This is a genomic window from Microbacterium sp. NPDC064942 (assembly GCF_049545525.1).
GTDB lineage: Bacteria > Actinomycetota > Actinomycetes > Actinomycetales > Microbacteriaceae > Microbacterium > Microbacterium gawkjiense.
This window is the reverse complement of record NZ_JBMWDR010000010.1, coordinates 30868-51410: the sequence shown is the minus strand read 5'-3', so window position 1 is coordinate 51410 and position 20543 is coordinate 30868. Positions and strand designations below refer to the sequence as shown.

Annotated in this window: 30 protein-coding genes; 9 read left to right on the top strand and 21 right to left on the bottom strand. The window is 67.2% G+C overall.

The annotated features are described in order from the left end of the window. The first annotated feature begins 31 nt into the window (after positions 1–31). Positions 32–310 carry a hypothetical protein gene (locus tag ACPEH2_RS14410; RefSeq protein ID WP_423718997.1) on the top strand — a complete coding sequence of 93 codons (279 nt, stop codon included), beginning with the start codon at positions 32–34 and terminating at the stop codon, positions 308–310. 52 nt (positions 311–362) lie between these two features. After that, positions 363–623: a glutaredoxin-like protein NrdH gene (nrdH, locus tag ACPEH2_RS14405; protein ID WP_005052743.1), complete on the top strand. Its 261-nt coding sequence runs from the start codon at positions 363–365 to the stop codon at positions 621–623. A 69-nt stretch (positions 624–692) separates the two neighbouring features. On the opposite strand, the gene ACPEH2_RS14400 is transcribed toward nrdH, so the two are convergent. The 4 genes from ACPEH2_RS14400 to ACPEH2_RS14385 are packed head-to-tail and all read right to left on the bottom strand — an operon-like array spanning position 693 to position 2617. After that, on the bottom strand, positions 693–926 hold the full coding sequence (locus ACPEH2_RS14400) for a hypothetical protein (protein ID WP_005052746.1): 234 nt from the start codon (positions 924–926) through the stop codon (positions 693–695). A gap of 7 nt (positions 927–933) precedes the next feature. Beyond that, positions 934–1155, bottom strand: a complete 222-nt coding sequence (locus tag ACPEH2_RS14395; protein WP_423718996.1) for a hypothetical protein — start codon at positions 1153–1155, stop codon at positions 934–936. Beyond that, a complete protein-coding gene (locus tag ACPEH2_RS14390; protein WP_423718995.1) occupies positions 1152–2105 on the bottom strand; it encodes a DUF3560 domain-containing protein in 954 nt (317 codons plus the stop codon). The genes ACPEH2_RS14395 and ACPEH2_RS14390 overlap by 4 nt, the downstream gene beginning before the upstream one ends. Further along, positions 2102–2617 carry a hypothetical protein gene (locus tag ACPEH2_RS14385; RefSeq protein ID WP_005052752.1) on the bottom strand — a complete coding sequence of 172 codons (516 nt, stop codon included), beginning with the start codon at positions 2615–2617 and terminating at the stop codon, positions 2102–2104. The genes ACPEH2_RS14390 and ACPEH2_RS14385 overlap by 4 nt, the downstream gene beginning before the upstream one ends. A gap of 193 nt (positions 2618–2810) precedes the next feature. On the opposite strand from ACPEH2_RS14385, the gene ACPEH2_RS14380 reads away from it, so the two are divergent. Beyond that, a complete protein-coding gene (locus ACPEH2_RS14380) occupies positions 2811–5597 on the top strand; it encodes a DNA methyltransferase (RefSeq protein ID WP_423719021.1) in 2787 nt (928 codons plus the stop codon). After that, the gene (locus ACPEH2_RS14375) at positions 5594–5929 is read left to right on the top strand and encodes a hypothetical protein (protein ID WP_423718994.1); all 336 of its coding nucleotides are present in this window, start codon (positions 5594–5596) and stop codon (positions 5927–5929) included. Before ACPEH2_RS14380 ends, ACPEH2_RS14375 begins: the two co-directional genes overlap by 4 nt. A gap of 485 nt (positions 5930–6414) precedes the next feature. Here ACPEH2_RS14375 and ACPEH2_RS14370 read toward each other — a convergent pair whose 3' ends face one another. The 17 genes from ACPEH2_RS14370 to ACPEH2_RS14290 all read right to left on the bottom strand — a co-directional run bounded on the left by ACPEH2_RS14370 (position 6415) and on the right by ACPEH2_RS14290 (position 16017). Continuing rightward, a complete protein-coding gene (locus ACPEH2_RS14370) occupies positions 6415–6690 on the bottom strand; it encodes a hypothetical protein (RefSeq protein WP_005052758.1) in 276 nt (91 codons plus the stop codon). Continuing rightward, entirely contained in the window at positions 6687–6971 is a 285-nt protein-coding gene (locus tag ACPEH2_RS14365; RefSeq protein ID WP_423718993.1) for a hypothetical protein, read from the bottom strand. The genes ACPEH2_RS14370 and ACPEH2_RS14365 overlap by 4 nt, the downstream gene beginning before the upstream one ends. Further along, positions 6968–7213: a hypothetical protein gene (locus tag ACPEH2_RS14360; RefSeq protein WP_005052762.1), complete on the bottom strand. Its 246-nt coding sequence runs from the start codon at positions 7211–7213 to the stop codon at positions 6968–6970. Before ACPEH2_RS14360 ends, ACPEH2_RS14365 begins: the two co-directional genes overlap by 4 nt. A gap of 10 nt (positions 7214–7223) precedes the next feature. Beyond that, complete coding sequence (locus ACPEH2_RS14355) at positions 7224–7634, bottom strand: hypothetical protein (protein WP_423718992.1); 411 nt, start codon at positions 7632–7634, stop codon at positions 7224–7226. Between the two features lie 26 nt (positions 7635–7660). Next, positions 7661–8368, bottom strand: a complete 708-nt coding sequence (locus tag ACPEH2_RS14350) for an HNH endonuclease family protein (RefSeq protein WP_423718991.1) — start codon at positions 8366–8368, stop codon at positions 7661–7663. 11 nt (positions 8369–8379) lie between these two features. Then, positions 8380–8583, bottom strand: a complete 204-nt coding sequence (locus ACPEH2_RS14345) for a hypothetical protein (protein ID WP_005052768.1) — start codon at positions 8581–8583, stop codon at positions 8380–8382. A 104-nt stretch (positions 8584–8687) separates the two neighbouring features. After that, complete coding sequence (locus tag ACPEH2_RS14340; RefSeq protein WP_062633409.1) at positions 8688–9563, bottom strand: ArdC-like ssDNA-binding domain-containing protein; 876 nt, start codon at positions 9561–9563, stop codon at positions 8688–8690. Positions 9564–9668: 105 nt separating this feature from the next. Then, positions 9669–10622, bottom strand: coding sequence for a hypothetical protein (locus ACPEH2_RS14335; protein ID WP_423718990.1), 954 nt, complete (start codon positions 10620–10622; stop codon positions 9669–9671). 4 nt (positions 10623–10626) lie between these two features. Then, the gene (locus ACPEH2_RS14330; RefSeq protein ID WP_423718989.1) at positions 10627–10950 is read right to left on the bottom strand and encodes a DUF3846 domain-containing protein; all 324 of its coding nucleotides are present in this window, start codon (positions 10948–10950) and stop codon (positions 10627–10629) included. Positions 10951–11034: 84 nt separating this feature from the next. After that, on the bottom strand, positions 11035–12438 hold the full coding sequence (locus ACPEH2_RS14325) for a hypothetical protein (RefSeq protein WP_423718988.1): 1404 nt from the start codon (positions 12436–12438) through the stop codon (positions 11035–11037). A 111-nt stretch (positions 12439–12549) separates the two neighbouring features. After that, on the bottom strand, positions 12550–12678 hold the full coding sequence (locus ACPEH2_RS14320) for a hypothetical protein (protein ID WP_423718987.1): 129 nt from the start codon (positions 12676–12678) through the stop codon (positions 12550–12552). A gap of 88 nt (positions 12679–12766) precedes the next feature. After that, positions 12767–13258: a hypothetical protein gene (locus ACPEH2_RS14315; protein ID WP_423718986.1), complete on the bottom strand. Its 492-nt coding sequence runs from the start codon at positions 13256–13258 to the stop codon at positions 12767–12769. Continuing rightward, positions 13255–13476 carry a hypothetical protein gene (locus ACPEH2_RS14310; RefSeq protein WP_005052790.1) on the bottom strand — a complete coding sequence of 74 codons (222 nt, stop codon included), beginning with the start codon at positions 13474–13476 and terminating at the stop codon, positions 13255–13257. Before ACPEH2_RS14310 ends, ACPEH2_RS14315 begins: the two co-directional genes overlap by 4 nt. Positions 13477–13523: 47 nt before the next feature. Beyond that, complete coding sequence (locus ACPEH2_RS14305) at positions 13524–13823, bottom strand: hypothetical protein (RefSeq protein WP_062633405.1); 300 nt, start codon at positions 13821–13823, stop codon at positions 13524–13526. Positions 13824–13987: 164 nt separating this feature from the next. Further along, positions 13988–14230, bottom strand: a complete 243-nt coding sequence (locus ACPEH2_RS14300) for a hypothetical protein (RefSeq protein WP_423718985.1) — start codon at positions 14228–14230, stop codon at positions 13988–13990. Positions 14231–14266: 36 nt separating this feature from the next. Then, positions 14267–15544, bottom strand: coding sequence for a hypothetical protein (locus ACPEH2_RS14295; protein WP_423718984.1), 1278 nt, complete (start codon positions 15542–15544; stop codon positions 14267–14269). An 11-nt stretch (positions 15545–15555) separates the two neighbouring features. Continuing rightward, entirely contained in the window at positions 15556–16017 is a 462-nt protein-coding gene (locus tag ACPEH2_RS14290; protein WP_423718983.1) for a hypothetical protein, read from the bottom strand. 380 nt (positions 16018–16397) lie between these two features. Here ACPEH2_RS14290 and ACPEH2_RS14285 point away from each other — a divergent pair, with 380 nt between their 5' ends. Genes ACPEH2_RS14285 through ACPEH2_RS14265 form a run of 5 tightly spaced genes read left to right on the top strand, consistent with a single transcriptional unit; the run spans position 16398 to position 20522 of the window. Then, positions 16398–16607 (top strand): heavy-metal-associated domain-containing protein, encoded by a 210-nt coding sequence (locus tag ACPEH2_RS14285; RefSeq protein WP_067119704.1) that lies wholly within the window; start codon positions 16398–16400, stop codon positions 16605–16607. Continuing rightward, positions 16607–17569, top strand: a complete 963-nt coding sequence (locus tag ACPEH2_RS14280) for a heavy metal-binding domain-containing protein (RefSeq protein WP_067119702.1) — start codon at positions 16607–16609, stop codon at positions 17567–17569. Before ACPEH2_RS14285 ends, ACPEH2_RS14280 begins: the two co-directional genes overlap by 1 nt. A 35-nt stretch (positions 17570–17604) precedes the next feature. Then, on the top strand, positions 17605–19878 hold the full coding sequence (locus ACPEH2_RS14275; RefSeq protein ID WP_067119698.1) for a heavy metal translocating P-type ATPase: 2274 nt from the start codon (positions 17605–17607) through the stop codon (positions 19876–19878). A 49-nt stretch (positions 19879–19927) separates the two neighbouring features. Beyond that, entirely contained in the window at positions 19928–20170 is a 243-nt protein-coding gene (locus ACPEH2_RS14270; protein WP_067119694.1) for a YHS domain-containing protein, read from the top strand. 55 nt (positions 20171–20225) lie between these two features. Further along, positions 20226–20522: a metal-sensitive transcriptional regulator gene (locus tag ACPEH2_RS14265; RefSeq protein ID WP_067119691.1), complete on the top strand. Its 297-nt coding sequence runs from the start codon at positions 20226–20228 to the stop codon at positions 20520–20522. The last annotated feature ends 21 nt before the right edge of the window (positions 20523–20543 follow it).

Sequence of the window (20543 nt, the reverse complement as noted above, 5' to 3'; positions counted from 1 at the left end):
CCCACCGGCTCCGAGAGAAGGGATGAATCGCGTGTCGAACCAGAGCGTGTCGGAAGACGACTGGATCTCGCTGCTGCTGATCGCCGTGCTCGTCCTGGCCAGTGGCGCAGTGTCGCTGGGGATGTTCCTCGATCCGCTGCGCGCGTGGATGTTGCAGTACCACTTGCTCGAGCAGGGTGAAACCGTGGCGATCCCCGTCGTCGACGGCGTCGGCCTCGGCTGGGGGCAGATCCTCGTCATCCTCGCGATCCTGATCGGTGCGATCGCGCTCATCGTGTGGCTCAAGCGCCGCGCGGCTGCCCGTGTCTGAGCTGCCCGCCATGCTCAGCAAACGAGACCCCAGGAAGGAGGAGAGATCACCCATGACAACCACACTGACGAACGGCGACAAGACGATCACGCTGTTCACCAAGAAATCATGCGTACAGTGCGTCGCGACACACCGCGCGCTCGATGCTAAGGGAATCGAGTACGACGTCGTCGACCTCAGCGAAGACGCCGCAGCGCTCGAGCAGGTCAAGTCGCTCGGCTACCTGCAGGCACCGGTCGTCATCACGGATGAGGATCACTGGTCGGGCTTCCGTCCCGACAAGATCGACGAGCTCGCGCAACGACTCGCGTGATTGATGACAGAGGCCCCACCGGCAGCTCTTCGCCGGTGGGGCCTCTGCTCTGCCCATCGGAGCGGGACATCATCTGTGCGGCATGTGCGCCGCTGCCCACCGCTGCAGCAGCTGCTCCCGCAGAGGCCCGTTCCGCTCGAGCATCATCCGAACCCCTGCCGGCGCCGCGCCTGCCGGCGCACCGGCCTCGAGGGTGCGCAGTCCGAGATGCTCGCATGCCCAGTCTGCGAGCTCGTCGAGCTCCACAGTGACGGTGGCGGTGACGTCGACGCGCTGCTGCCATTGGACCTTGTAGGCGGGCATCGGACGCTCAATCTGGGTTGCGGAAGAAGTCGATCACGAGCGCGATGGTGATGGGGACGAGGATCACCGCCGCGGCGGTGACGATGATGCGATCGAGGATCGGCGCGGCGAGGATCCCGAGCCACCCAGAGAGGACCGCGGCTGCGATGTACAGCAGCGCGATTACGAGACGGCGGAGCCAACGAGTCGTGGGCTCCGGGATCGTGCGGGGGCGGGCGGCGATGGTCATGAGATCGCTCCGCTCTGGCCGGCACGGTGCTCGCGGATGTGTGTGTAGGGGACTGTGCCGCGGTGGCCGTAGGCGTCGACGATGGTGGCGCTCTTCGGGTTGGTGCGGGTTACGGTGCACCAGGCGCCGAAGTACTTGATCTGGTCGCCGACGCTGATGGTGTCCTTGCTGTGGTCGGTGGCCGCGCCGGTCGCGACCTGCTCGGCGCGGACCTCCTGCCAGTAGGTGAGTTGATCGTCGGTCGCGGCCAGTTCCCTTTCGAGCCGTTCGGCGTAGGCGCCGGTGGCTGCAGCCGTGACCTCGACATACCCGCCAGGAAGGGTGCGGCTTGACCCGTCGAGACGTCGACGGATGCCGGCGCGATCTGCGCGGAGCTTCTCGATCCGGTTCGCTACGGTGATCGGCGCATACCGTGCATCGGTCGCCGCGGCCGCGACGTCGGCACGCACCTGGGCGCGCCGTGCTGCCGCGTCGGCGTCGATGGAGCGGCGGATCGCCGCGTCCGCCTTGCCGATCGCTCGGCGGTGGCCGGCCTCCGAGTGATGTCCGACCTTGATGGGCTCGCCACCTTCGGGGAGGCGTCGCAGCGCGCGGGCCGCGCGCTCTGCCTCTTCGGTGGCGTCCTGGTGTCGTCGATCTGCGCGCACCGCCAGGGCGGCAGCGCGATCGTTCCTGCGGTCGACCAGGTCAGCCTCGACGACGGTCGCGGCCCGGCGTTCATAGTCAATCGAGATCTCGACGCCGAACCCGGCAGCGGTGAGCTGCTCGGCGGTGCGGTTGATGATCGCGATCTTCGGTTCGCGGTCGCGGGAGTGGGGGATGTACCAAGATCCGAGCCCCCGGCTCCACCGCCAGCCGTTGGCCTTGAGAGTATCGGCCGTGCCGTCGCCCCTGCTGGTCCCTTCGATGAGGGTGCCTTCCGCGGCCGCGTGGATGATCGTGAGCGTCATGGCCGGCTCCCTTCGCGCGCAGCCGCGTCGTGCGTGAGAGGGTGACGGAATCCGATCTCCCGTTCCCAGACCTCCGCGGCGCGATGCAGGCCCTCGTACTCCTTCACGCCCAGGTGGTCCGGGGAGTCGACGAGCGGGCGGTGAGCGAACCGTCGCGCGATCGCGTCGCCGAGGCGTTCGACGAGGTCACGCGCAGGGGACTGATCCCATCCGGGGTGATGGCAGGAGACTTCGGCGAGCAGTAGACGGCTGCGCTCGATCTGCAACGCCTGCTCGTCATCGGCATGGGGGACGATCTCGGCGACCGGCTGCCATTCGTAGCGCGGTGCGGCGATGTGCTGCTTGATCGCGTAGCTGACGCTCGCGTAGTTCTCATCCCAGAGGCTCTGACCCATCCGGTCGGCGTTCTCGGCGAGCTCGCGCGGAGTGCTGCTGCGGTAGGCGGGTGTGGAAATGTAGGCGGCGGTGACCAACAGGTCGATGGTGTCGCGGTTCACGGGAAACGCGCGCATGATGACCCCCCTCAATAGGTGGTGAATGTGACATTCACTACCCTAGAATCAGTCGGCGCTCATGTCAAGACGTCGTCGTCGTCGTCGCTGTGGTGGTGGCGCCAAGCAGCAGCCACGCTGCGGACGGAGGTCGTAGTACCGGGTGCGAGTGGTCTGGCCGGATAGCGTTGGGATCGTGCCGAAGTCGTTGTCGATGAATGAGATCCGAGCCCGCGCTGCGCAGTTCACCCGTGACTGGCAGGACGAGCCCGGCGACGAGCGACAGCAAGCGCAGTCCTTCGTCCGAGATCTGCTCGGCGTGTACGGGATAACCCAGACCCGTGCGGCGTTCTACGAGAAGCGTGTCAAGCGCTCGTCGACCGGCTCGCGCGGATACATCGACGCGCTGATCCCTGGTCTCGCGCTGATCGAGATGAAGTCCGCCGGCAAGGATCTCGTCGCGGCTGAGCAGCAGGCGCTCGACTACATTGACGACCTTCCTGACCCGGAGGTTCCTCGGTGGGTAATCACGAGCGACTTCCGCCGGTTCCGTCTGCTCGATCTCCACGCTGAGAGCGAGGGTGTGCAGGAGTTCGCCCTGAACCAGATGCGGGATCGCGCTGACGTGCTCGCCTTCCTCGCCGGGTACGGTGAGCGCACCTTCGGATCGAAGGCGCAGGAGTCTGCGTCGATCAAAGCGGCAAAGCTGATGGCGTCCCTCTACGAGGCCCTCGAGGGGTCTGGGTACGACGATCACGAGGCGTCGGTGTTCCTGGTGCGCACCTTGTTCGCCCTCTACGCCGATGACGCCGGAGTGTGGGATCGCGATCTGTTCCTCGAGTTCCTCGAGACCCGCACCGCGACGGATGGTTCCGACCTCGGGCCTCAGCTGTCGTTGCTGTACCAAGTCATGGGACGTGAGCCGTCTCGTCGGCAGTCGAACCTCGACGAGCTAATCTCGCGATTCCCCTACGTCAACGGTGGAGTCTTCGAGGAATCGGTGTCGATCCCGTCGTTCGATGCCGGCATGCGTGACCGGCTGATCGCGGCTGCAATGTTCAACTGGTCGGCGATCTCGCCAGCCATCTTCGGCAGCCTCTTCCAGGCCGTCAAAGACAAGACAGCTCGGCGTGAGCTCGGCGAGCACTACACCACCGAGACCAACATCATGAAGGTCATCGGCCCGATGTTCCTCGATGAGCTGCGGCAGCGGTTCACGGATGGGTACCACGACACCGCCAAGCTCAAGAAGCTGCGTGCGGACATGGGGCTGATGCGATTCCTTGATCCGGCGTGCGGCTGCGGCAACTTCCTGGTGGTCGGCTACCGACAGATGCGAGCCCTCGATCTTGAGGTTCTGCTGCGGATCCAAGAATTGTCCGGCGAGACGGCCCGCACAATGTTCTTCACCGAGGAGCACCTCGCCGTGCGGCTGTCGAGTTTCCACGGGATCGAGCTCGAGGAATGGCCCGCCCAGATCGCAGCGACGGCGCTGCACCTGGTGGAGCACCAGGCAAACCAGGCGATGGAGCTCGCGCTTGGTTCAGCACCCGAACCGCTCCCGCTGGACAAGATCAAGAGCATCGTGGTCGGCAACGCGCTGCGCATCGACTGGGCCACCGTGGTTGAGCCGAGCGAGCGCATCCATGTCATGGGCAATCCGCCGTTCCTCGGTCACTACACCCGATCATCGGAGCAGGCCGACGATCTCAGGCTCGTGTGGCGGCGGTCGGACATTGGACATCTCGACTACGTCACCGGGTGGTACGCGAAGGCAATGGAGTTGTTCGAGCAGCCTGGCTATGACGGCAAGTTTGCCTTCGTCTCCACCAACTCGATCACACAGGGCGAGCCGGTGCCCGACCTCTTCAGGCCCGTGTTCGATGCCGGGTGGCGAGTGCAGTTCGCGCACCGCACTTTCGCGTGGACCAGTGAAGCTCCCGACGCGGCATCCGTGCACTGCGCGATTGTCGGCTTCGACCGAAGATCCAAGAGCCCAGTGGCACTCTTCGACTACGCGGGCAACCTCCGCGGCGAGCCTGTCCGACTTCCAGTCACGCAGCAGATCAACGGCTACCTGATCGACGGGCCGATCGCCTTCGCTGAAGCTCGCCGTTCACCGCTCTCGCCCGCGCTTCCGGCCGTCATGTTTGGAAGCATGGCGAACGACGGCGGGCACTTCTTTGTCGGCCCCGAGGAATATCACCAACTCGTCGCTGACCCGATCGTCGCGAAGTACCTCAGACCATTTGTCGGCGCTCGTGAGCTCATCCACGGGACCGACAGGTGGTGCCTGTGGCTGGCAGATGCCGACCCTTCCGACATCTCCCGCTCTCCTACGATCAAGGAGCGTGTTGAGGCCGTGAGGGCGCTGCGGGCGGCATCGAACCGAGCAGCGACCCGTGCTCTCGCGGACACGCCTCACCTGTTCGGTGAGCGCCGCCACCGTGATGTCACCCACCTTGCTATCCCGCGGCACGTCAGCGAGACCCGCAGGTACTGGACCGTGCAGCTGGTCGGGCCTGAGACCATCGTCGGCGACGCCAACTTCATGGTCGAGGATCCTGACGGATTCGCTTTCGGAGTGATCTCGTCGGCCGCGTTCATCGCTTGGCAGCGCGCCGTGGGTGGTCGGATCAAGTCAGACCTGCGATTCTCGAGCACCCTGACCTGGAACACCTTGCCGCTCCCGGAGCTCACCGATAGAGCGAGGGCGGGCATTATCGCCGCCGGCGGTTCCGTCCTCGCCGCTCGCGGTCTGCACCCGCACCGCTCTCTCGCGGACCACTACAACCCGCTCGCCATGACCCCGGAGCTCCTGCGGGCACATCGCGAGCTCGACTCCGCCGTCGACAAGGCGCTTGGCCTTCGGGGCCAGGTCACAGGCGACGCGCGGTTGCGCGGTCTTTTTGCCAACTACACGAAGCTCACCACTGCCGACGAACTGGCAATGCCGAAGAAGCGTCCCCGCAAGGCGACAGCAGTGAGTGCGGCATCGTGAGCTGGCCGTACCCGACCGTCCGCGTCGATGGGACCGCGACTGTCGATGAGGAAGGGGAGAATCAGGTCTGCGCCTGCGGCAATGATTCGTGGACTCAGGACTGGCGGAGCGCCGATCGCCATGGGCGGCTTGCCTTCGATACTGCTGGTTCGGCCGACCCCGACGAGTTCGCGGTCTGCCCAGTGTGCGGCCGTGTGTATCCCAACGCTGCTCTGTTCCACGGCGCCGCGGCCGCGGTGGCTCGCTATGAGATCACTAGTGCCGAGTTCATTGCTGCGCTACAGCGGTATGACCACGACGCCTACGGATCCGGCGGGTCGCTGACGAGCTGAGTCACGCGGTCGTCGTCGGCACGGGGCTGTCGGTGCGCCGGCATAGTGTTCGCTGTTGTGGTGCAGCACTGGTCTCCGATGTCTCAGCTGCAGGCGTCGCCGGAGCCGGGGATCTGGTACGTGTTCGACCACAGCAAGAGGATCGCGATCATCCGCCATGTCGAGATCCGCGGCCGTAGGCTGCTGCGTTCCGTGACGTTCGATCGCGATCCCGAGCGGCGAGTGTTGATCGGCTACTTCCCCGACGATGCAATGAGGCTCGCTGTCGAGTGCACCTGGTCGGAGTATGTGAGGGCGACTGGTCCACCGGTGAGCAATCGTCGATGATCGCGTGCCACCAGGGCAAGAGAAAACGGCACCCGGCCGGAGCGTGGAAATTGTCACATTCACCAACGATCCAACTGAGGAGGAGCCATCGCCCCGAGGGGCGGAAGGGAACCTGCTCAACAGCCGGGTGCCGCGCCTTAGTGTACCGCGCGGGGCGGTCAGAGCGGGGTGGATTGGAGGAGCTCGTCAGCGACTCGGTCGAGCAGCTGAGGGGTGAGCTGCTCGTGGCGTCCTGCGCGCTTTATGGCGTCGATCGTCGCGAGGATCGTGGTGTGCGCGTCCGGCGCGGAGGGGATGGTCTTCTGTGCCTGTCGGATGCGTGCGCTGAGCTCGAGGATCGCGGTTTCGTCGCGTTCATTGTTCGCGTAGCCGGCGGCGAGCTCGAGCGACTTGTGTAGCAGGCGGGTCTCGGTGGTGGTGAGCGGTGCGGTCATCGTGTCCTCGTGTTCAGGAGATCTGCGGTCAGTCGGGCGAAGCGTGTGTCGACGTCGCGCTGGTCGGGGAGATCGACGTCGGCCGCGATGGGTCGGGCGTCGTAGAAGTGGTGCCGGATGACGCGGCCCCGGTGGTCGACCAGGCCCTCACCCTCGCCCTCGATCGGCTCGAGCAGAGCGACGATGGTGACGGCGAGCTCGCGTGCTGTCGCGCGCTCCCGGATGAGGGCATGATCTCCGAGGCGCAGTGCCGGCCACGCAGTGAGCTCGCGGTCGGTCATGAGGGTGTTCCTTCCTTGCTCCTGGGGGAGGAGCGGCGTAGCCGCCGAGCGGATTTGGGGAGGGGTTCGTTGCGAGGCAGCTTCGCGAGGCGCCAGTCGTCGCGGACGGCGATCGCGGCGGCGAAACAGGTCATGAGCGTGGGGTGGTGGTGGTTGGCGCATCCGGCGCGGGTCTGGCATCCGAGGTCGTAGCCCTCGGGGCTGCCGTGGATGATCTGTCGAGCGACCTCGTCGGAAAGCATGGCCTGGTCCTCAGTCGAAGCTGGCGTCGATCAGGAGGTCGAGCGCGTCGGCGAGCTCACGGAGCCTGTAGCTGCGTCGACCGGCGATGACGTGGCCGAACAGGTTGACGAAGTGCAGCTCGCGAGTGGTGGTGTCGGCGACGGCGACGGTATGGACGTCGTGAGCGTCGATGTACTGCCAGCTGATGATGTAGTTGCGGCCGGCGACGTGCGCTTGAGCCCAGCGGAGGAGCAGTGCACCGAGCGGACCATCTTCGGATGCGCGGGGCGAGTAGGGGTCGGCTGGCACGATCGCGTCGACGGAATGGAAGCCGACAGAGGAGCGGGAGATCTCGTAGCTGTCCAGCGGGATGTCGAGGAAGAGATCGTTGTAACGGGTGCCGGTGTCATCGGTGATGACGATGTTGTTCAGAGTGCTCATCGTTGTCAGTCCTCTCGGGTGGGGGGTCATGCGGCGCAGCTGGCGAGCTGCGCGCGGAGCGTGGAGTAGTCGGCCGGGTTGACCGTCAGCTGGTAGGCGGTGAGGACATCGACGAAGCGCGCAGCGTAGGCGCATCCGTACTGCGCGTTCGGGGGCATCCATTCGGAGGGGCCGCGATCGCTCTTCGACTGGTTGGTGCTGCCGTCCGTGGCCTGCAGATTGAGAGGATCGTTGGCGAAGCGCTCACGCTGGGCCTCGTCCCATTCGTCGGCGCCCTGACGCCACCCCCACGCGAGCGGCACGACATGGTCGATCTGCACGAGCTCACTCGTGCCCTGGCCGCGCTCGAAGGCGATCGTGAGCCCGGTGTACGGGTCGTGAAGCGTTCCGGTGAGGACGACGCAGTCGTGTGTGCCGGGCTTGGTGGTGATGTTCTCGAGCGCGGCCGCGAGTGCGTCGTTGCGCTGGTCACAGCCGTTGCGGTCGATGTCGGCCCAGCGTTGCCCGAACGCGTCACGGTCGTAGCTGTCCTGGTCGGCTGCATCGGCCACGACGAGCTGCTCGAGCTGATCGAGGGCTGCGGCGGCGTCCGCGGAGATCTCTGCGGTAGGCACAGGCGCGGGCGCGGTGTCGCTGACGCCGGAGGGCTGGCTGGTGATCGCGATCGCGCCAGCGAGCAGGGCGACGACAACAGCGCCGGCGGCGGAGGCGAGGCGTGTGGTTCGGCGGTTCATGAGTGGTCCGTTCAGAGGAAGAGGGCGGCGCCGAGTACGACGGCCGCGGCGACCGCGGCGACGCTGAGGAGAAGGGTGACGAGGAACTTGAGGCTGCGCCGTACCGTGCGCTCTGCGCGGCGTGCAGTGTCGACGGTGACGAGGATGCCGACGAGGCCGCCGCTGCCCAGCAGAAGGGGAGCGAAGTCGCGGGCGGTAGACAGGGCGAGATCCATGGGTTCCTCCGGGGTATTCGTCTAGGGGTATAGGTCGCAGTTCGGGGTGTTCGCGGACAGAGATTCTCGGGGGCGGGCATAGGCGAGCCCGCCCCCGAGGGCTGTTACGCGGCCGCGGCCTGGTCGTCGGCGCCGAGCATGGCGTCGGCGATCGCGTTGACGGCACGGAGGACGTTGCCGGCGACGCTGCGGATGAGGTCGACGTCACCGCCGGCCCATCCTGCGACGTACCCGATCGACCACGCGGACGTGTCGAGTCCGAGGAGGCCACCGGCGCAGTACGCGACCGACTCGGCTTCGGTCTCGATCACTCCGCGGTGCTCGCGGGTGCTGCCCTCGTCGAAGTGCAGAAGTGCGTGGCCGATCTCGTGCAGGAGGGTCTTGACGCGCATGGCCGGTGCCATCTTGCTGTCGACCCGGATCTGTCGGGCCTGGCCATCGGTGTACCCGTTGAGCCCGTCCTGTGCGATGTCCTCGAGCGCGACATCCCAGCCCTGCGCGGTGATGAAGTCGGCGAGCTGGTCGAAGAGGCCTGCGACGTCGTCGCCCTCGAGGTAGATGGCCGGCTGCTCGGGGAGCGGCTCGCCATCGGTGTCGCGGACGTCGAACACGGAGAGCACCGGATAGATCACTCGACTGCTGGTGGACTCTTCTCCGGTGGCCTCGTCGACCTCTACGATCCGCTTGGTGGAGTAGCCGAAGATCTTGATCGACTTCGCGCCCTTGACGACGTGACGGCCGAGGGTCTCCCACTGGCGGTAGCCGAGGCAGTGGGTGCCGCCCTGCGCGAGGATGAGCATCTGGTTGGAGAACGAGCGCCGGCGGACGATGCGCGCGAAGCGCAGCCAGGCCTTCCAGTTCTCGCTCTCGGCCAGCGTGGCGACCTGTGCGGTGAGCTGCTCGTGGAGCGCCTCGGCCTGTGCGCGGCGCTCTTCCGGGGTGCGGCGGGTGGTGCCGCTGCGGCGGGTCTTGGTGGTCATGGTGTCCTCCCTCAGAGTGGACGAGTAGTGAATGTGACATTCACTAGTATGAGGCATTCGATATGCCCCGTCAACTCCGATTTGCTCCCGCCTGCAGCGGGGGTCTCAGCCCGGAAGGATGTCGGTGGCGGCTTTGGGGTACGCGGTGCGCGGCAGCCCGATCGGCAGCCGGCGACGCTGGGAGCTGCTGCCAAGGGGGAAGGCGTATCGGAAGTTCCCCGGATGCCTGATCTTCGTGACATCGAGCGCGGCGAGCGCCTCGCGCAGCCAGGCTCGCGGGTCTTGCCCTGCGCGGCGGATGGGGGCGCCGAGCGAGACCAGGTGTCGCTCGGCGGCGTCGGCGCCTCGCTCCTGTCCTCTTACCTTGGACAGAGATCTCTCGGAGAGCACGAGGCCGCGGCGGGGGAGGTAGTTCAGGGTGCGTGCGGTGCTGCGGCCGAGGGCGATCGCGTTGACGCTTTGGTATATCCCGCCGATGTGGCCGGGCGAGGTCTGTTCGATGCGCTCGATTGTGGTGCCGTTGTCGAGGGTCTCGGTGATCTGTCGGCGCCGTGGCAAGGGGTCGGCGAAAGAGACGACGCCGCGGATGCCCCGGTCGTAGGCGTGGCGGAAAGCGCGTGCGAGGAACCAGGATTCGGCGTTCGCGGGTGTGTCGGTGAGTACGAATCGGCCGAGCTCGATGCTCTGTTCGTAGGGCTCGAGCGTGCCGAAGACGGAGCTGAGGACTCCTCTGCTCATCGGGGTGGAGAAGGTGGCGACGCCGACCAGTGCCATCTCGTCGACCATGGCGCCGTTGATGGGGAAGCGGTCGTCGCGGGTGAGCAGCCCGATCGAGAAGCGTGCTGCGGGGAAGGATGCTGCGTAGTGCTCGTCGATGACGAATGCTCGCGCGGCGGCTTCCGTGATCGGGGCCACCTGGTATAGACGGGGGTCGAACCCGCCTTCGGAGATGTGGCGCCACGAATGGGTGCCGCGAGACCAACGCTGGCAGTAGTCGCTCGCGGGGGAGGAGGGCGGCTCGGCCGGCATGAGTACCGGCCGAGCGTTCAGGGTGGGCATGAGGTCAGATCTGCGCAGCGATCGCGCGGAGCTGCTCGTCGACGTCGGGGGCGACGTCGATCCACTCACCGGTCCTGGGGTGCAGCCCGACGATGAGCGCGGTGCTGAACAGCAGTGCGCTGCGGCCGTGCTCGGTCAGGTAGAGCGAGGCGAGCAGGTTCGGCTCTGTGACCTTGAGACCGGCTTCCTCGTCGACGAGCAGTGCGTGGCCGTTGGTCAGGCGGAGCTCTGCGACCCAGCCGCCGATCTCGCGCTGGTAGTCGGGCAGCTCGTCGATGCGGATGGTGTCGATCTCGCCAGTGGGGGTGATCTTGATGGCCGTTGTCATGGAGTCCTCCTCAGATCAGAACGGTAGTGAATGTGACATTCACTGATGGTACGCGGGCGACGTACCCTCGTCAACCGCCGTGGACTAGAGGAGTGCTGAGTCGACGCGGCAGCACTTCTGCTGCGCATAGGGGCGTTCACTCAGCGGCATCCAACCCGGTTCCCTTCGCCGAATGAGCCGGGGATGCCCGGCTTCCCCCTCCGTGGTCATGTGGGGGCCGGCGTTGGTCCAGCAGTTCTGCGCGCGCGTCTCGCACCACAGCGCGAGCCGCGCTTCGCGGGGGAGGCAGGCACGATGTGTCCACCAGGCTCGCTTCTCGCCGTAGGGTCCGAACTGGTGTCCCTCGCTGTGCGCGATCGCGTCGTGGACGGCGCGGAAGACGTCGTTGGCGAGCATCGGCGCACGCTCGCCTGTGGGCAGGGTGACCGTAACGCTGCGAGCCATCGGATGATCCGGCGGAAGGGCCCCCTCGCTGTGCTGCGAGACCTCGGTGCGGAAGTAGAACAGGTGCTTGTTCTCGCGGAGATCGGCCAGCATCGCGGCAGAGTCGGCGTAGGGCTGCTCGGTCTCGCCGTACCAGGGCTCGAAGGTGTAGCCGGCTTCTGTAAGCATGTTCCACTGAGCGCCGATGTGCTGCCGCAGTGATCGGTAGGAGCGGGCGACCTGCGGGTGCGCGGGCTCGTGCGGTGCGGCCGCGTATGCCCGCGCTGCAGCGATGTCGTCGAGCTCGGTCAGTCGGGGGATCGGCGTGCGCTGTGGGAAACCATGCGCATCGGCGTACCTCTCTCTGAGTGACTGGATCTCCTTGATCGGCTGGTGGCGACGGTAGTTGTCGTTGCCGGGCACGAAGGCAACGTGCGCTCGAGCGAAGGTGGGTTCTGTTCCGAGACGGGCGGCGATCGCGTTCACGGCGGATGCCGGCAGTGGATACTCGGCGGGTTCCGCGATCTCGAGCTTGCCGTCGTAGAGCCTGCCTCCCGGTGCGCCGGCGGCGCGGAGAATGTCGAGGGTCTCCTGGACCTGCTGCTGCGAGCCGGTGCCGGCGGCGAAGCTGTAGACCCGGTCGGGGCCGTCAGCGTCGAAGTACCCGGCCATGATGCTGTCCTGGTCATACCGCCCCGCCAGCTCGCCGGCCCAGTCGGTGACCTGCTCGAAGCTGTCAGCGTGGACGATATATGCGCCTGCAGGCTCCGACGTGCCCTCCCAGAGCCCGTCCGCGTGCTGCAGATCGGAGATCTCGATCCCGTGACGTTCCGCGGCCGCGCGCAGGGTGTCTTCGTACTCGATCCACTCGTCGGTGTCCCAATAGCTGGGGCGCGAGCTCATCCGCATCAGCTCGCCCGAGACCGGCCGGAACGGGGTCGCGCCGATGAAGGCCTCAAGCTGCTTCTCGGCGTTCCGCTCGCGCTTCTCGGCGCGGCGGCGCCGCTGCCCTTCGGCCGTCGACGACGGGCACCGCCGCCCGCCGTGGTCGATGTCGTCGCACATTGGCCTCTCCCGTTCGTCTGCTGGGTATAGGCCGGGGTTGGGGGTGTTCGCGGACAGAAATCGGGGCCCCGCCGGTCGGCAGGGCCCCGATGAGGGCGGCACGGTCAAACGTCAGCCGTTGAGCTCCTCCCACAACTGGTAGGCGCGGTGAAACTCCGGGCTGTCATCGTCGCCGTCACGCACGAGCTGGTCGAGGTACTCGTCGAGCTCAGCCTGGGAGAGCTGGCGGGGATCCTTCATGCTTCGGCTCCCGCCTCGGCAGGCGGGCAACTGCACCGTGCGCGCGGCCGCGAACCGTTCCAGTTCCCGACGTGAACAGCGCGCCCGGTCATCGTGTCCACTCGCTCGGGGACGGGATCGGGAGGTCAGGATCGCGGATCTCGTACTGCCGGTCTTCCACGTAGGCCGCGTACTCGTCTGCGAAGTCGTATGCCTCGGCTTCGCTGCGCCCTTCCTGGCGTGCATGATCGAACGCGCTCCGCCATGACTGACCGGTCGAATCGAGCGGCGGGTACAGTCGGTCGATCAGCGCCTGATTCGCAGCGTCGTCGATCCGTCCGCGAGCCTCGGCGTCGGCGATCGCTCTGGCAGTCGCATGCGTGCCGTCTCGCAGCCGCGACAGATCACTCGAAGAGGGCGCCACCCGCGCATAGGTGCAGTCGTCCCACCGGCAGTAGGTGGTCGTCTCTCCTGGCGTGAGCGGGCGGGGAGTGACGCTCACCAGCGCGGCGCCACGTCCGCACACCGGGCATCGTCGAGCCTCCGCGCTGCGGACACCAACGCCGCGGCGATGGGCTGTGTTGTTCCGGCGCTCGGTCATCGCTCGCTCCCGCTCTCATTGGGCGGGTTGGTGATGATGAACCCTGTGCCGGCGTCGGGCTGGTCCTGGCGCAGTCCGACGATCTCGGTGTCGGTCGCGTCGGTGTCATTGAGGGTCTGAGCGAGCAGGTCGGCGTACTCGTCCGCGGTGAGTGCCTGGACCGCGGCGGCGTCGGTGACGTCGACGGGCTTGCCGTTGACGTGGAAGATGCGGGTCATGGGGTTCTCTCCTGCTGATGCGTCGTGGTGTCCATCCTCGTCGTGGGTCAGCGGAGGTCGAGTTCGACGCTGTCGGCCTCGAGGTCGGGGATGGTCTGGGCGGGGTGGCTGAACGTGACAGCCGGGCCGTGGACGATTACACGGTCGCCGCGGTGGGTCGTCAGCCGGAGCATCTCGGCGAGGATCCCGTTGGCGTGGACGTTGTATGAGCCGGCGTCGGTCTCGACGCGGAACCCTACGCGCGCCTGACGGTCGGTGAGTCGGCGGACGAGGGTGAGCGGTGTGCGGACGGTTCCTGCGATGGTGACCGCGGTGCCCGTGGGGGCTGCGGCCTGGGTGATGGTCATGGCCTGTCTCCTCAATCAAATAGTGAATGTGACATTCACTGACTATACGCCTGCGAGTCTGGTAGGGGAACCCCCGTGCCTGACTGTGCGGCAGGCCCTTCTTGCTGGGTATAGGCCGGTCTTGGCGCTGTTCGCGGACACCCGAGTTGCGAAGATCGGTGAGGTTAGTCGTCGATGCTGCTGTCGGGTTCGTCGCACGCGCCACTGTTGATGGCATCGACGCCGGCTTTCGTGAGCGCCCAACCGGGTTCGACCCATGAGTAGCGCTCGATCAGGCCGCGCCTGCGGAGGGAGCGGATGGCGCCACCGGGAATCCCCAGGCCTGTCGTATCGAGGTAGCTGGCGCCACCGGAGGGGGACCGGCCATCGGCGATCATCCGCATGGTGACCCGCTGCGACCAGTTCAACGGCGGGGCCTTCTTGCGGCGGTTGAGCTGTCGATGTCAGGTGGAACGTGCGAGCTGCGCAGCGGAGGCGGTCGGCTGCAGCGCGAGGAGCCGCTGCGCCTTCGCTGCTTCGATCTCGCCCGGCAGCTCTCCCTTACGAGCGCCGGAGCGGCCGTAGAGAAGGACTTTCACGCCGGTCTTGGAGGCCTGCGCTCGGTCGGCGATCTCGAGGACGGTCATGCCGGAGGCCATCAGTTGTCGGACGTGCCGGCGAACGGGGTCAGCGGGCACGCGAGGTGCCTGCGCGGCGATGCCGGCTTCCCGCCGCCGGCGTCGCTCTTCGGCCAGCGATGCATCGGCGCAGGAGATCTCGGCAGGGCATTGATCTCGTTCCTTGCAGCCGAGCTGGTAGCCGTAGGCGGTCCCGTGGTGTTCGGCCGGGATGCTCTGCGCCTTCCGGTTCGCCATCCACTGCCGGTGATACTCGCGGCCCGCCTCGATGCACTCCGGTCGATCGCAGCCACGCGCCCGGCAGGCGTTGGTGCCGTGCGGCTGCAGCTGCCGTGGTCGGGAAACGCGAGGGGCCCGCGGTGTCTGAGGCCGCGGCATCCGCGGCCTGGCCGGCGGCGCGGGGCGATCGTGCTTCGCGAGCTCATCGACGGCTGCTTGGTGCCTGGCCGTGGCCTCCTGCAGAGCACGCTCGATCACGCCGCCGACCGATAGGCCGCTGCCGGCGGCGATGGTGGCCGTCTTGAGCGTCTCGGCCGCGGAGCGCAGCTGCGTGCGCAGATCCCGGTGTTCACTGCGCCACTGTGCGAGCTCGTCGACGTGACGATCCAGCGCCGCTTCATAGTCGTCGACCCTCTCCGCGAACGTGCTGGCACGCTCGACGGGGAGTGTCTCGGCCGCGAGGCGGGCCTTGTCGATCCACTGGTAGCCAGGATGTGTGCGTGTCCTCGGCGACTTCGGTCGCGGGGCCGCGATCCTCAGCGGCGCCGTCTTCGGCGGGCGGGCGGGCCGTGCTGTCGGCGTGCGCTTCGAGGCTTGCTTGGGTCGGCGGGGCTGCGTGGCTTCGGCCGCGGCGCGGCGCTCTTCTTGAGCGGCGATCTTGTCGCGCTGCCGGGACTGGTCGCGTGCGGCTGCGTCGCGCTCGAGGATCTCCGCAAGGGGCGTGCCAGCGTCGATGAGCTTCGCGAAGGAGAAGTCGCCGGCGTAGCGGGTGTGGACGGTGCGGCAGGGGATGAGCGCGGGGCACGCTGCAGTGCGGCATCCGCGGCGGTACCCGTCCGTGGTGCCGTGCGGGAAGCTGTCGTCGAGCAGGTCGAGGGTGGACATCACGTTCGGCCTCAGTAGCGCAGGAGCTTCGCGGTGACGAGCGACAACAGCGCCGCCCGTTGCGGAGAGTTGAGGCGGGAGAAGTGCGCGCCCAGGGTGTCCAGTGCTGCGGTGAACTCGGCAGGCAGCCCGACGAGATCCCGCTTGACGCGCCGCTCGTTCGCGTCGCGCTGCGCCTCGGCCTGATCGGTCACACGCCACTCGTCGGTGGCCGCGCGGTCGGCATAGGCGCCCGCGATCCGTGGCGCATGCAGCCCGCGGGTGTAGAGCGAGTTCGGCTCGTTGATCGGGCGAGTGATCGTGATGATCGCGCCGACCGGCGCCGACGTGTACGGCTTGTACGAGCCGAGCTCCTTGTCGGAGATCTCGCCGTCGACGAGCGTGCGGTACCAGTGCGCGAGCTTGCCATTGCCCGCCTGCCTGCGCCCGACGTAGACGACATCCTCGGTGACGGTCTCTGCCGATTCGCTCATGGGCGATCTCCTCAATCAATCAGAAGATAGTGAATGTGACATTCACTGATACTAGAGAGGTTGCAGCCTTCTCGCAACCGTCGTGTAGGGATTTTTCTAAAATGTCCATTTCGCAGATGAAGTGTCCACGTGGTGTCCATATGGACATTTCGGTCGGGTGGTTCGGGTGATCTCTCCTGCAGCAAGGGGATAGCTGCTGGGCGGGAGACGTAATTCACGCACAGGCGGCCGGTTCGAGGCGGTAGGTCTCACGCGATGCCACAAACAAATCTGAGCATGGACACCACGATTTCCTCAGTACTCCGGAATACCCTAGGGGGGTAGGGGTGTTAGGGTGGGTGTCGCCGATTCTGGCGCATCACCGACGGAAGGAAACCATCATGGCCACCAGCGAGTACCAGGTCACCGGCATGACGTGCGGACACTGCGAGATGTCCATCCGTGAAGAGGTCTCCCAGATCCCCGGCGTGGACGAGATCCAGGTGAGCGCCCAGACCGGCAAGCTCGTCGTGTCTTCCACCAGTGCTCTGGATGACGCCGCCGTGCTGGCCGCGGTCGACGAGGCTGGTTACTCCGCGGTGCGCGCCTGATGAACGCTGCGGGACGACTCAGCCTGTATGGCGCCGGCGTCGTCGTGGCTTTCGGCGGGGCGTTCGGCATCGCGGCAGCTGTCGTCCCGGACAGCGCCGTCGCCAACTGGACGGCCGCGGCTGACGACAGCTCGATGGCCGATCACGCCGGCATGACCGGCGAGGACACCGCCGAGACCGCCACCATCCCCGGCGTCTCCCTCTCCGGTTACGGATACGAACTCAGCCCGATCGCCGCGCCCACCGGAACGGGCGAGTCAGGCGAGTTGAGCTTCCAGATCCTCGACGCTGACGGGACTGCGCTGACCGCGTACGAGTCCTCGCATGAGAAGGACCTGCACCTGATCGTGGTGCGCACCGATGGAACCCAGTTCCGGCACGTGCACCCCACGCTCGACGAGGCCACCGGCACCTGGACGACCTCCTGGGAGTGGACCGAAGCCGGCAGCTACCGGATCTATGCCGACTTCGTGCCGGACGTCGCCGACGGCCCCGACAAGGTCACCCTGACCCGCACGGTCGACGTCGCGGGCGCGTTCACCCCGAACCCGGCGACCGCCACGTCGACGACAAGCGAGGTCGACGGGTACACGGTCACCCTCGATGGGGACCTGACCGCGGGGGAGAGCTCCGAGCTAACCTTGTCGGTCACCCGTGACGGGCAGCCAGTCACCACCCTGCAGCCGTACCTTGGGGCCTTCGGGCACCTCGTCGCGCTGCGCGATGGGGACCTGGCCTACCTGCACGTGCACGCCGAAGGCGACGACCCGCAGGACGGCGACACCGCCGGACCCGACATCCGATTCGCGGCCGAGGCGCCTACCACCGGCCGGTACCTGCTCTACCTCGACTTCCAGGTCGACGGGCAGGTCCACACCGCCGAGTTCGTCGTGGACGCCGGGCACGGCACCGGCGACACGGACACGGACGACACACACAGCGACACGGGCGACGGTCACTGACCGCCCCGCGGTGATCTGAGAGAAGAAGGAACACCATGAGCACCACAGCCCCCGCAGAACAGACCGCGGACTCCGCCGTCGAACTCCAGATCGGCGGGATGACCTGCGCCTCCTGCGCGATGCGGATCGAGAAAAAGCTGAACAAGCTCGACGGCGTCGCCGCCACGGTCAACTACGCCACCGAGAAGGCGAAGGTCACCATCCCCGCCGGATACGACCCGGCCCTGCTGATCGCCGAGGTCGAGAAGACCGGCTACAGCGCGGCGCTTCCGGCCCCGAAGAAGGCCAAGAACGACACCGCCGAGGGCGGGGACGCGGACGATGCCGACCCGGAGCTGACCAGCCTCCGCAATCGGCTCATCGTCTCCATCGTCCTGAGCGTCCCGGTCATCGCGATGGCGATGGTCCCCGCCCTGCAGTTCACCTACTGGCAGTGGGCGTCGTTGGCGCTGGCGGCGCCGGTCATCGTGTGGGCGGCGTTCCCGTTCCACAAGGCGGCGTGGGCGAACCTCAAGCACGGCACCGCGACGATGGACACGCTCATCTCGATGGGCACGACCGCCGCGTTCCTGTGGTCGCTGTACGCGCTGTTCTTCGGCACCGCCGGCACCCCCGGGATGACGCACCCGTTCGAGCTCACCCTCGCCCCCTCGGAAGGAGCCGCGAACATCTACCTCGAAGTCGCCGCCGGGGTGACGATGTTCATCCTCGCCGGCCGCTACTTCGAGAAGCGGTCCAAGCGTCAGGCCGGCGCCGCGCTGCGCGCGCTGCTCGAGCTCGGCGCGAAGGAAGTATCCGTGCTGCGCGACGGGGTGGAGACGAAGATCCCGGTCGAGGACCTGCAGGCGGGGGACGAGTTCATCGTCCGCCCGGGCGAGAAGATCGCCACCGACGGTGTCGTGGTTTCCGGCACGTCCGCCGTGGACGCCTCCATGCTCACCGGCGAATCCGTCCCGGTCGAGGTCGCCGAAGGCGACCCCGTCACCGGAGCCACGGTGAACGCCGGCGGACGCTTGGTAGTTCGCGCCACTCGGGTCGGCTCGGACACGCAGCTGGCGCAGATGGCCAAGCTCGTCGAGGACGCCCAGACCGGAAAGGCTGAGGTGCAGCGCCTGGCCGACAAGATCTCCGGCGTGTTCGTCCCGATTGCGATCCTCATCGCCGTCGTCGCGATGGGGGCATGGTTGGGTGCCGGGTTCCCTGTCGCTGCCGCGTTCACCGCCGCCGTCGCCGTGCTGGTCATCGCGTGCCCGTGCGCCCTGGGTCTTGCCACGCCGACCGCGCTGCTGGTCGGCACCGGCCGCGGCGCGCAGATGGGCATCCTGATCAAGGGCCCGGAAGTGCTGGAATCCACCCGCAAGGTCGACACCGTCGTGCTCGATAAGACCGGCACCGTCACCACCGGCAAGATGACCCTGGTCAACGTCGTCACCGAGCCGGGCACCGATGCGGACGAGCTACTCCGCCTCGCCGGTGCACTCGAAGACGCCTCCGAGCACCCCATCGCGCAGGCGATCGCGAAGGGCGCCACCCAGCAGACCGGCACCCTCCCCACCGTGGAAGGGTTCACGAACCTGGAAGGCAAGGGCGTGCAGGGTGTCGTCGACGGACACGCACTCATCGTCGGCCGGGAATCGCTGCTGGCCGAGTGGTCGCTGCGCCTGAGCGCCGAGGTTGCCGCCGCGAAGGCGCAGGCCGAAAGCGAAGGCAAGACCGTCGTCGCCGTCGGATGGGATGGTGCCGCTCGCGGCATCCTCATCGTCGCCGACACCGTCAAGCCGACCAGCAAGGAGGCCATCGCCCAGCTCAAGGCACTCGGCCTGACTCCGGTGCTGCTCACCGGCGACAACGAGGCGGTCGCCCGCCAGATCGCCGCCGAGGTCGGTATCGACCAGGTCATCGCCGAAGTCCTCCCGAAGGACAAGGTCGATGTCGTCACCCGCCTCCAAGGCGAGGGAAAGGTCGTCGCGATGGTCGGAGACGGTGTCAACGACGCCCCCGCGCTCGCGCAGGCCGACCTCGGCTTGGCGATGGGAACCGGCACCGACGTCGCGATCGAGGCCTCGGACATCACCCTGGTCCGCGGCGACCTGCGCAGCGCCGCTGACGCGATCCGGCTGTCCCGCAAGACCCTCGGCACTATCAAGACCAACCTGTTCTGGGCCTTCGCCTACAACACGGCCGCGATCCCGGTCGCAGCCCTCGGTCTCCTCAACCCGATGCTCGCCGGTGCCGCCATGGCACTGTCCAGCGTGTTCGTCGTGGGCAACAGCCTGCGTCTGCGCGGATTCAAGAGCATCGCCCGCTGACCGGGCAACCCGGCAGCACCTACCACCCACATCGGAAGGAACACCACCCATGTCCAGCTGTTGCAGCACCAGCGCCCCCGCCCCCGGCGGCCGTGAGAACCTCCTCGACGCCGCCGGTGGCGCCGACATGACCACCTGCCCCGTGATGGAGGGCACCCCGGTCAACAAGGCCACCGCCGTGGCGGCCGGCCTGTTCCGCGACTACGAGGGCGAGCGGTACTACTTCTGCTGCGCCGGCTGCGGTCCCGCGTTCGACGCGGACCCGGCCCGCTACGCCGCCGCCATGGCCTGAGCCTCACTCCCGGTGCCCACACACCCCGTGCGGGCACCGGGAGACCGGACCCTTCATGACCTCCACCATCGCGGCCGCCCGCGAACCGGGCTACATCACCGACCCCCGCACCTACCGGAACCGGCTGCGCCGTCTGGAAGGGCAGATTCGCGGGCTCACCGGGATGATCGAGCAGGAACGCCCCTGCATCGATACCCTCACCCAGATCTCCGCCACCCAACGCGCGCTCCAGGGTGTCGGTCTCGCCCTGCTGACGGACTACCTGCGCCACGCGCACGCCACCGGCACCCTCACCGACGACACCGTCCTTGATGCCGCCTCGACCGCGATCACCCAGCTGATCCGGTCCTGACCCTGCCCTCCTCGCAGCGCC

Bases quoted from the DNA above. Each gene is read 5' to 3' on its own strand.
- ACPEH2_RS14335 (WP_423718990.1), bottom strand. From the start codon at position 10,622: ATGCCCACCCTGAACGCTCGGCCGGTACTCATGCCGGCCGAGCCGCCC.
- ACPEH2_RS14320 (WP_423718987.1), bottom strand. From the start codon at position 12,678: ATGAAGGATCCCCGCCAGCTCTCCCAGGCTGAGCTCGACGAGTACCTC.
- ACPEH2_RS14290 (WP_423718983.1), bottom strand. From the start codon at position 16,017: ATGAGCGAATCGGCAGAGACCGTCACCGAGGATGTCGTCTACGTCGGG.
- ACPEH2_RS14355 (WP_423718992.1), bottom strand. From the start codon at position 7,634: ATGAGCACTCTGAACAACATCGTCATCACCGATGACACCGGCACCCGT.
- ACPEH2_RS14360 (WP_005052762.1), bottom strand. From the start codon at position 7,213: ATGCTTTCCGACGAGGTCGCTCGACAGATCATCCACGGCAGCCCCGAG.
- ACPEH2_RS14380 (WP_423719021.1), top strand. From the start codon at position 2,811: ATGAATGAGATCCGAGCCCGCGCTGCGCAGTTCACCCGTGACTGGCAG.
- ACPEH2_RS14370 (WP_005052758.1), bottom strand. From the start codon at position 6,690: ATGACCGCACCGCTCACCACCACCGAGACCCGCCTGCTACACAAGTCG.
- ACPEH2_RS14345 (WP_005052768.1), bottom strand. From the start codon at position 8,583: ATGGATCTCGCCCTGTCTACCGCCCGCGACTTCGCTCCCCTTCTGCTG.
- ACPEH2_RS14275 (WP_067119698.1), top strand. From the start codon at position 17,605: ATGAGCACCACAGCCCCCGCAGAACAGACCGCGGACTCCGCCGTCGAA.
- ACPEH2_RS14395 (WP_423718996.1), bottom strand. From the start codon at position 1,155: ATGACCATCGCCGCCCGCCCCCGCACGATCCCGGAGCCCACGACTCGT.
- ACPEH2_RS14270 (WP_067119694.1), top strand. From the start codon at position 19,928: ATGTCCAGCTGTTGCAGCACCAGCGCCCCCGCCCCCGGCGGCCGTGAG.
- ACPEH2_RS14325 (WP_423718988.1), bottom strand. From the start codon at position 12,438: ATGTGCGACGACATCGACCACGGCGGGCGGCGGTGCCCGTCGTCGACG.
- ACPEH2_RS14265 (WP_067119691.1), top strand. From the start codon at position 20,226: ATGACCTCCACCATCGCGGCCGCCCGCGAACCGGGCTACATCACCGAC.
- ACPEH2_RS14400 (WP_005052746.1), bottom strand. From the start codon at position 926: ATGCCCGCCTACAAGGTCCAATGGCAGCAGCGCGTCGACGTCACCGCC.
- ACPEH2_RS14295 (WP_423718984.1), bottom strand. From the start codon at position 15,544: ATGTCCACCCTCGACCTGCTCGACGACAGCTTCCCGCACGGCACCACG.
- ACPEH2_RS14280 (WP_067119702.1), top strand. From the start codon at position 16,607: ATGAACGCTGCGGGACGACTCAGCCTGTATGGCGCCGGCGTCGTCGTG.
- ACPEH2_RS14315 (WP_423718986.1), bottom strand. From the start codon at position 13,258: ATGACCGAGCGCCGGAACAACACAGCCCATCGCCGCGGCGTTGGTGTC.
- ACPEH2_RS14330 (WP_423718989.1), bottom strand. From the start codon at position 10,950: ATGACAACGGCCATCAAGATCACCCCCACTGGCGAGATCGACACCATC.
- ACPEH2_RS14340 (WP_062633409.1), bottom strand. From the start codon at position 9,563: ATGACCACCAAGACCCGCCGCAGCGGCACCACCCGCCGCACCCCGGAA.
- ACPEH2_RS14305 (WP_062633405.1), bottom strand. From the start codon at position 13,823: ATGACCATCACCCAGGCCGCAGCCCCCACGGGCACCGCGGTCACCATC.
- nrdH (WP_005052743.1), top strand. From the start codon at position 363: ATGACAACCACACTGACGAACGGCGACAAGACGATCACGCTGTTCACC.
- ACPEH2_RS14310 (WP_005052790.1), bottom strand. From the start codon at position 13,476: ATGACCCGCATCTTCCACGTCAACGGCAAGCCCGTCGACGTCACCGAC.
- ACPEH2_RS14350 (WP_423718991.1), bottom strand. From the start codon at position 8,368: ATGAACCGCCGAACCACACGCCTCGCCTCCGCCGCCGGCGCTGTTGTC.
- ACPEH2_RS14365 (WP_423718993.1), bottom strand. From the start codon at position 6,971: ATGACCGACCGCGAGCTCACTGCGTGGCCGGCACTGCGCCTCGGAGAT.
- ACPEH2_RS14285 (WP_067119704.1), top strand. From the start codon at position 16,398: ATGGCCACCAGCGAGTACCAGGTCACCGGCATGACGTGCGGACACTGC.
- ACPEH2_RS14385 (WP_005052752.1), bottom strand. From the start codon at position 2,617: ATGCGCGCGTTTCCCGTGAACCGCGACACCATCGACCTGTTGGTCACC.
- ACPEH2_RS14390 (WP_423718995.1), bottom strand. From the start codon at position 2,105: ATGACGCTCACGATCATCCACGCGGCCGCGGAAGGCACCCTCATCGAA.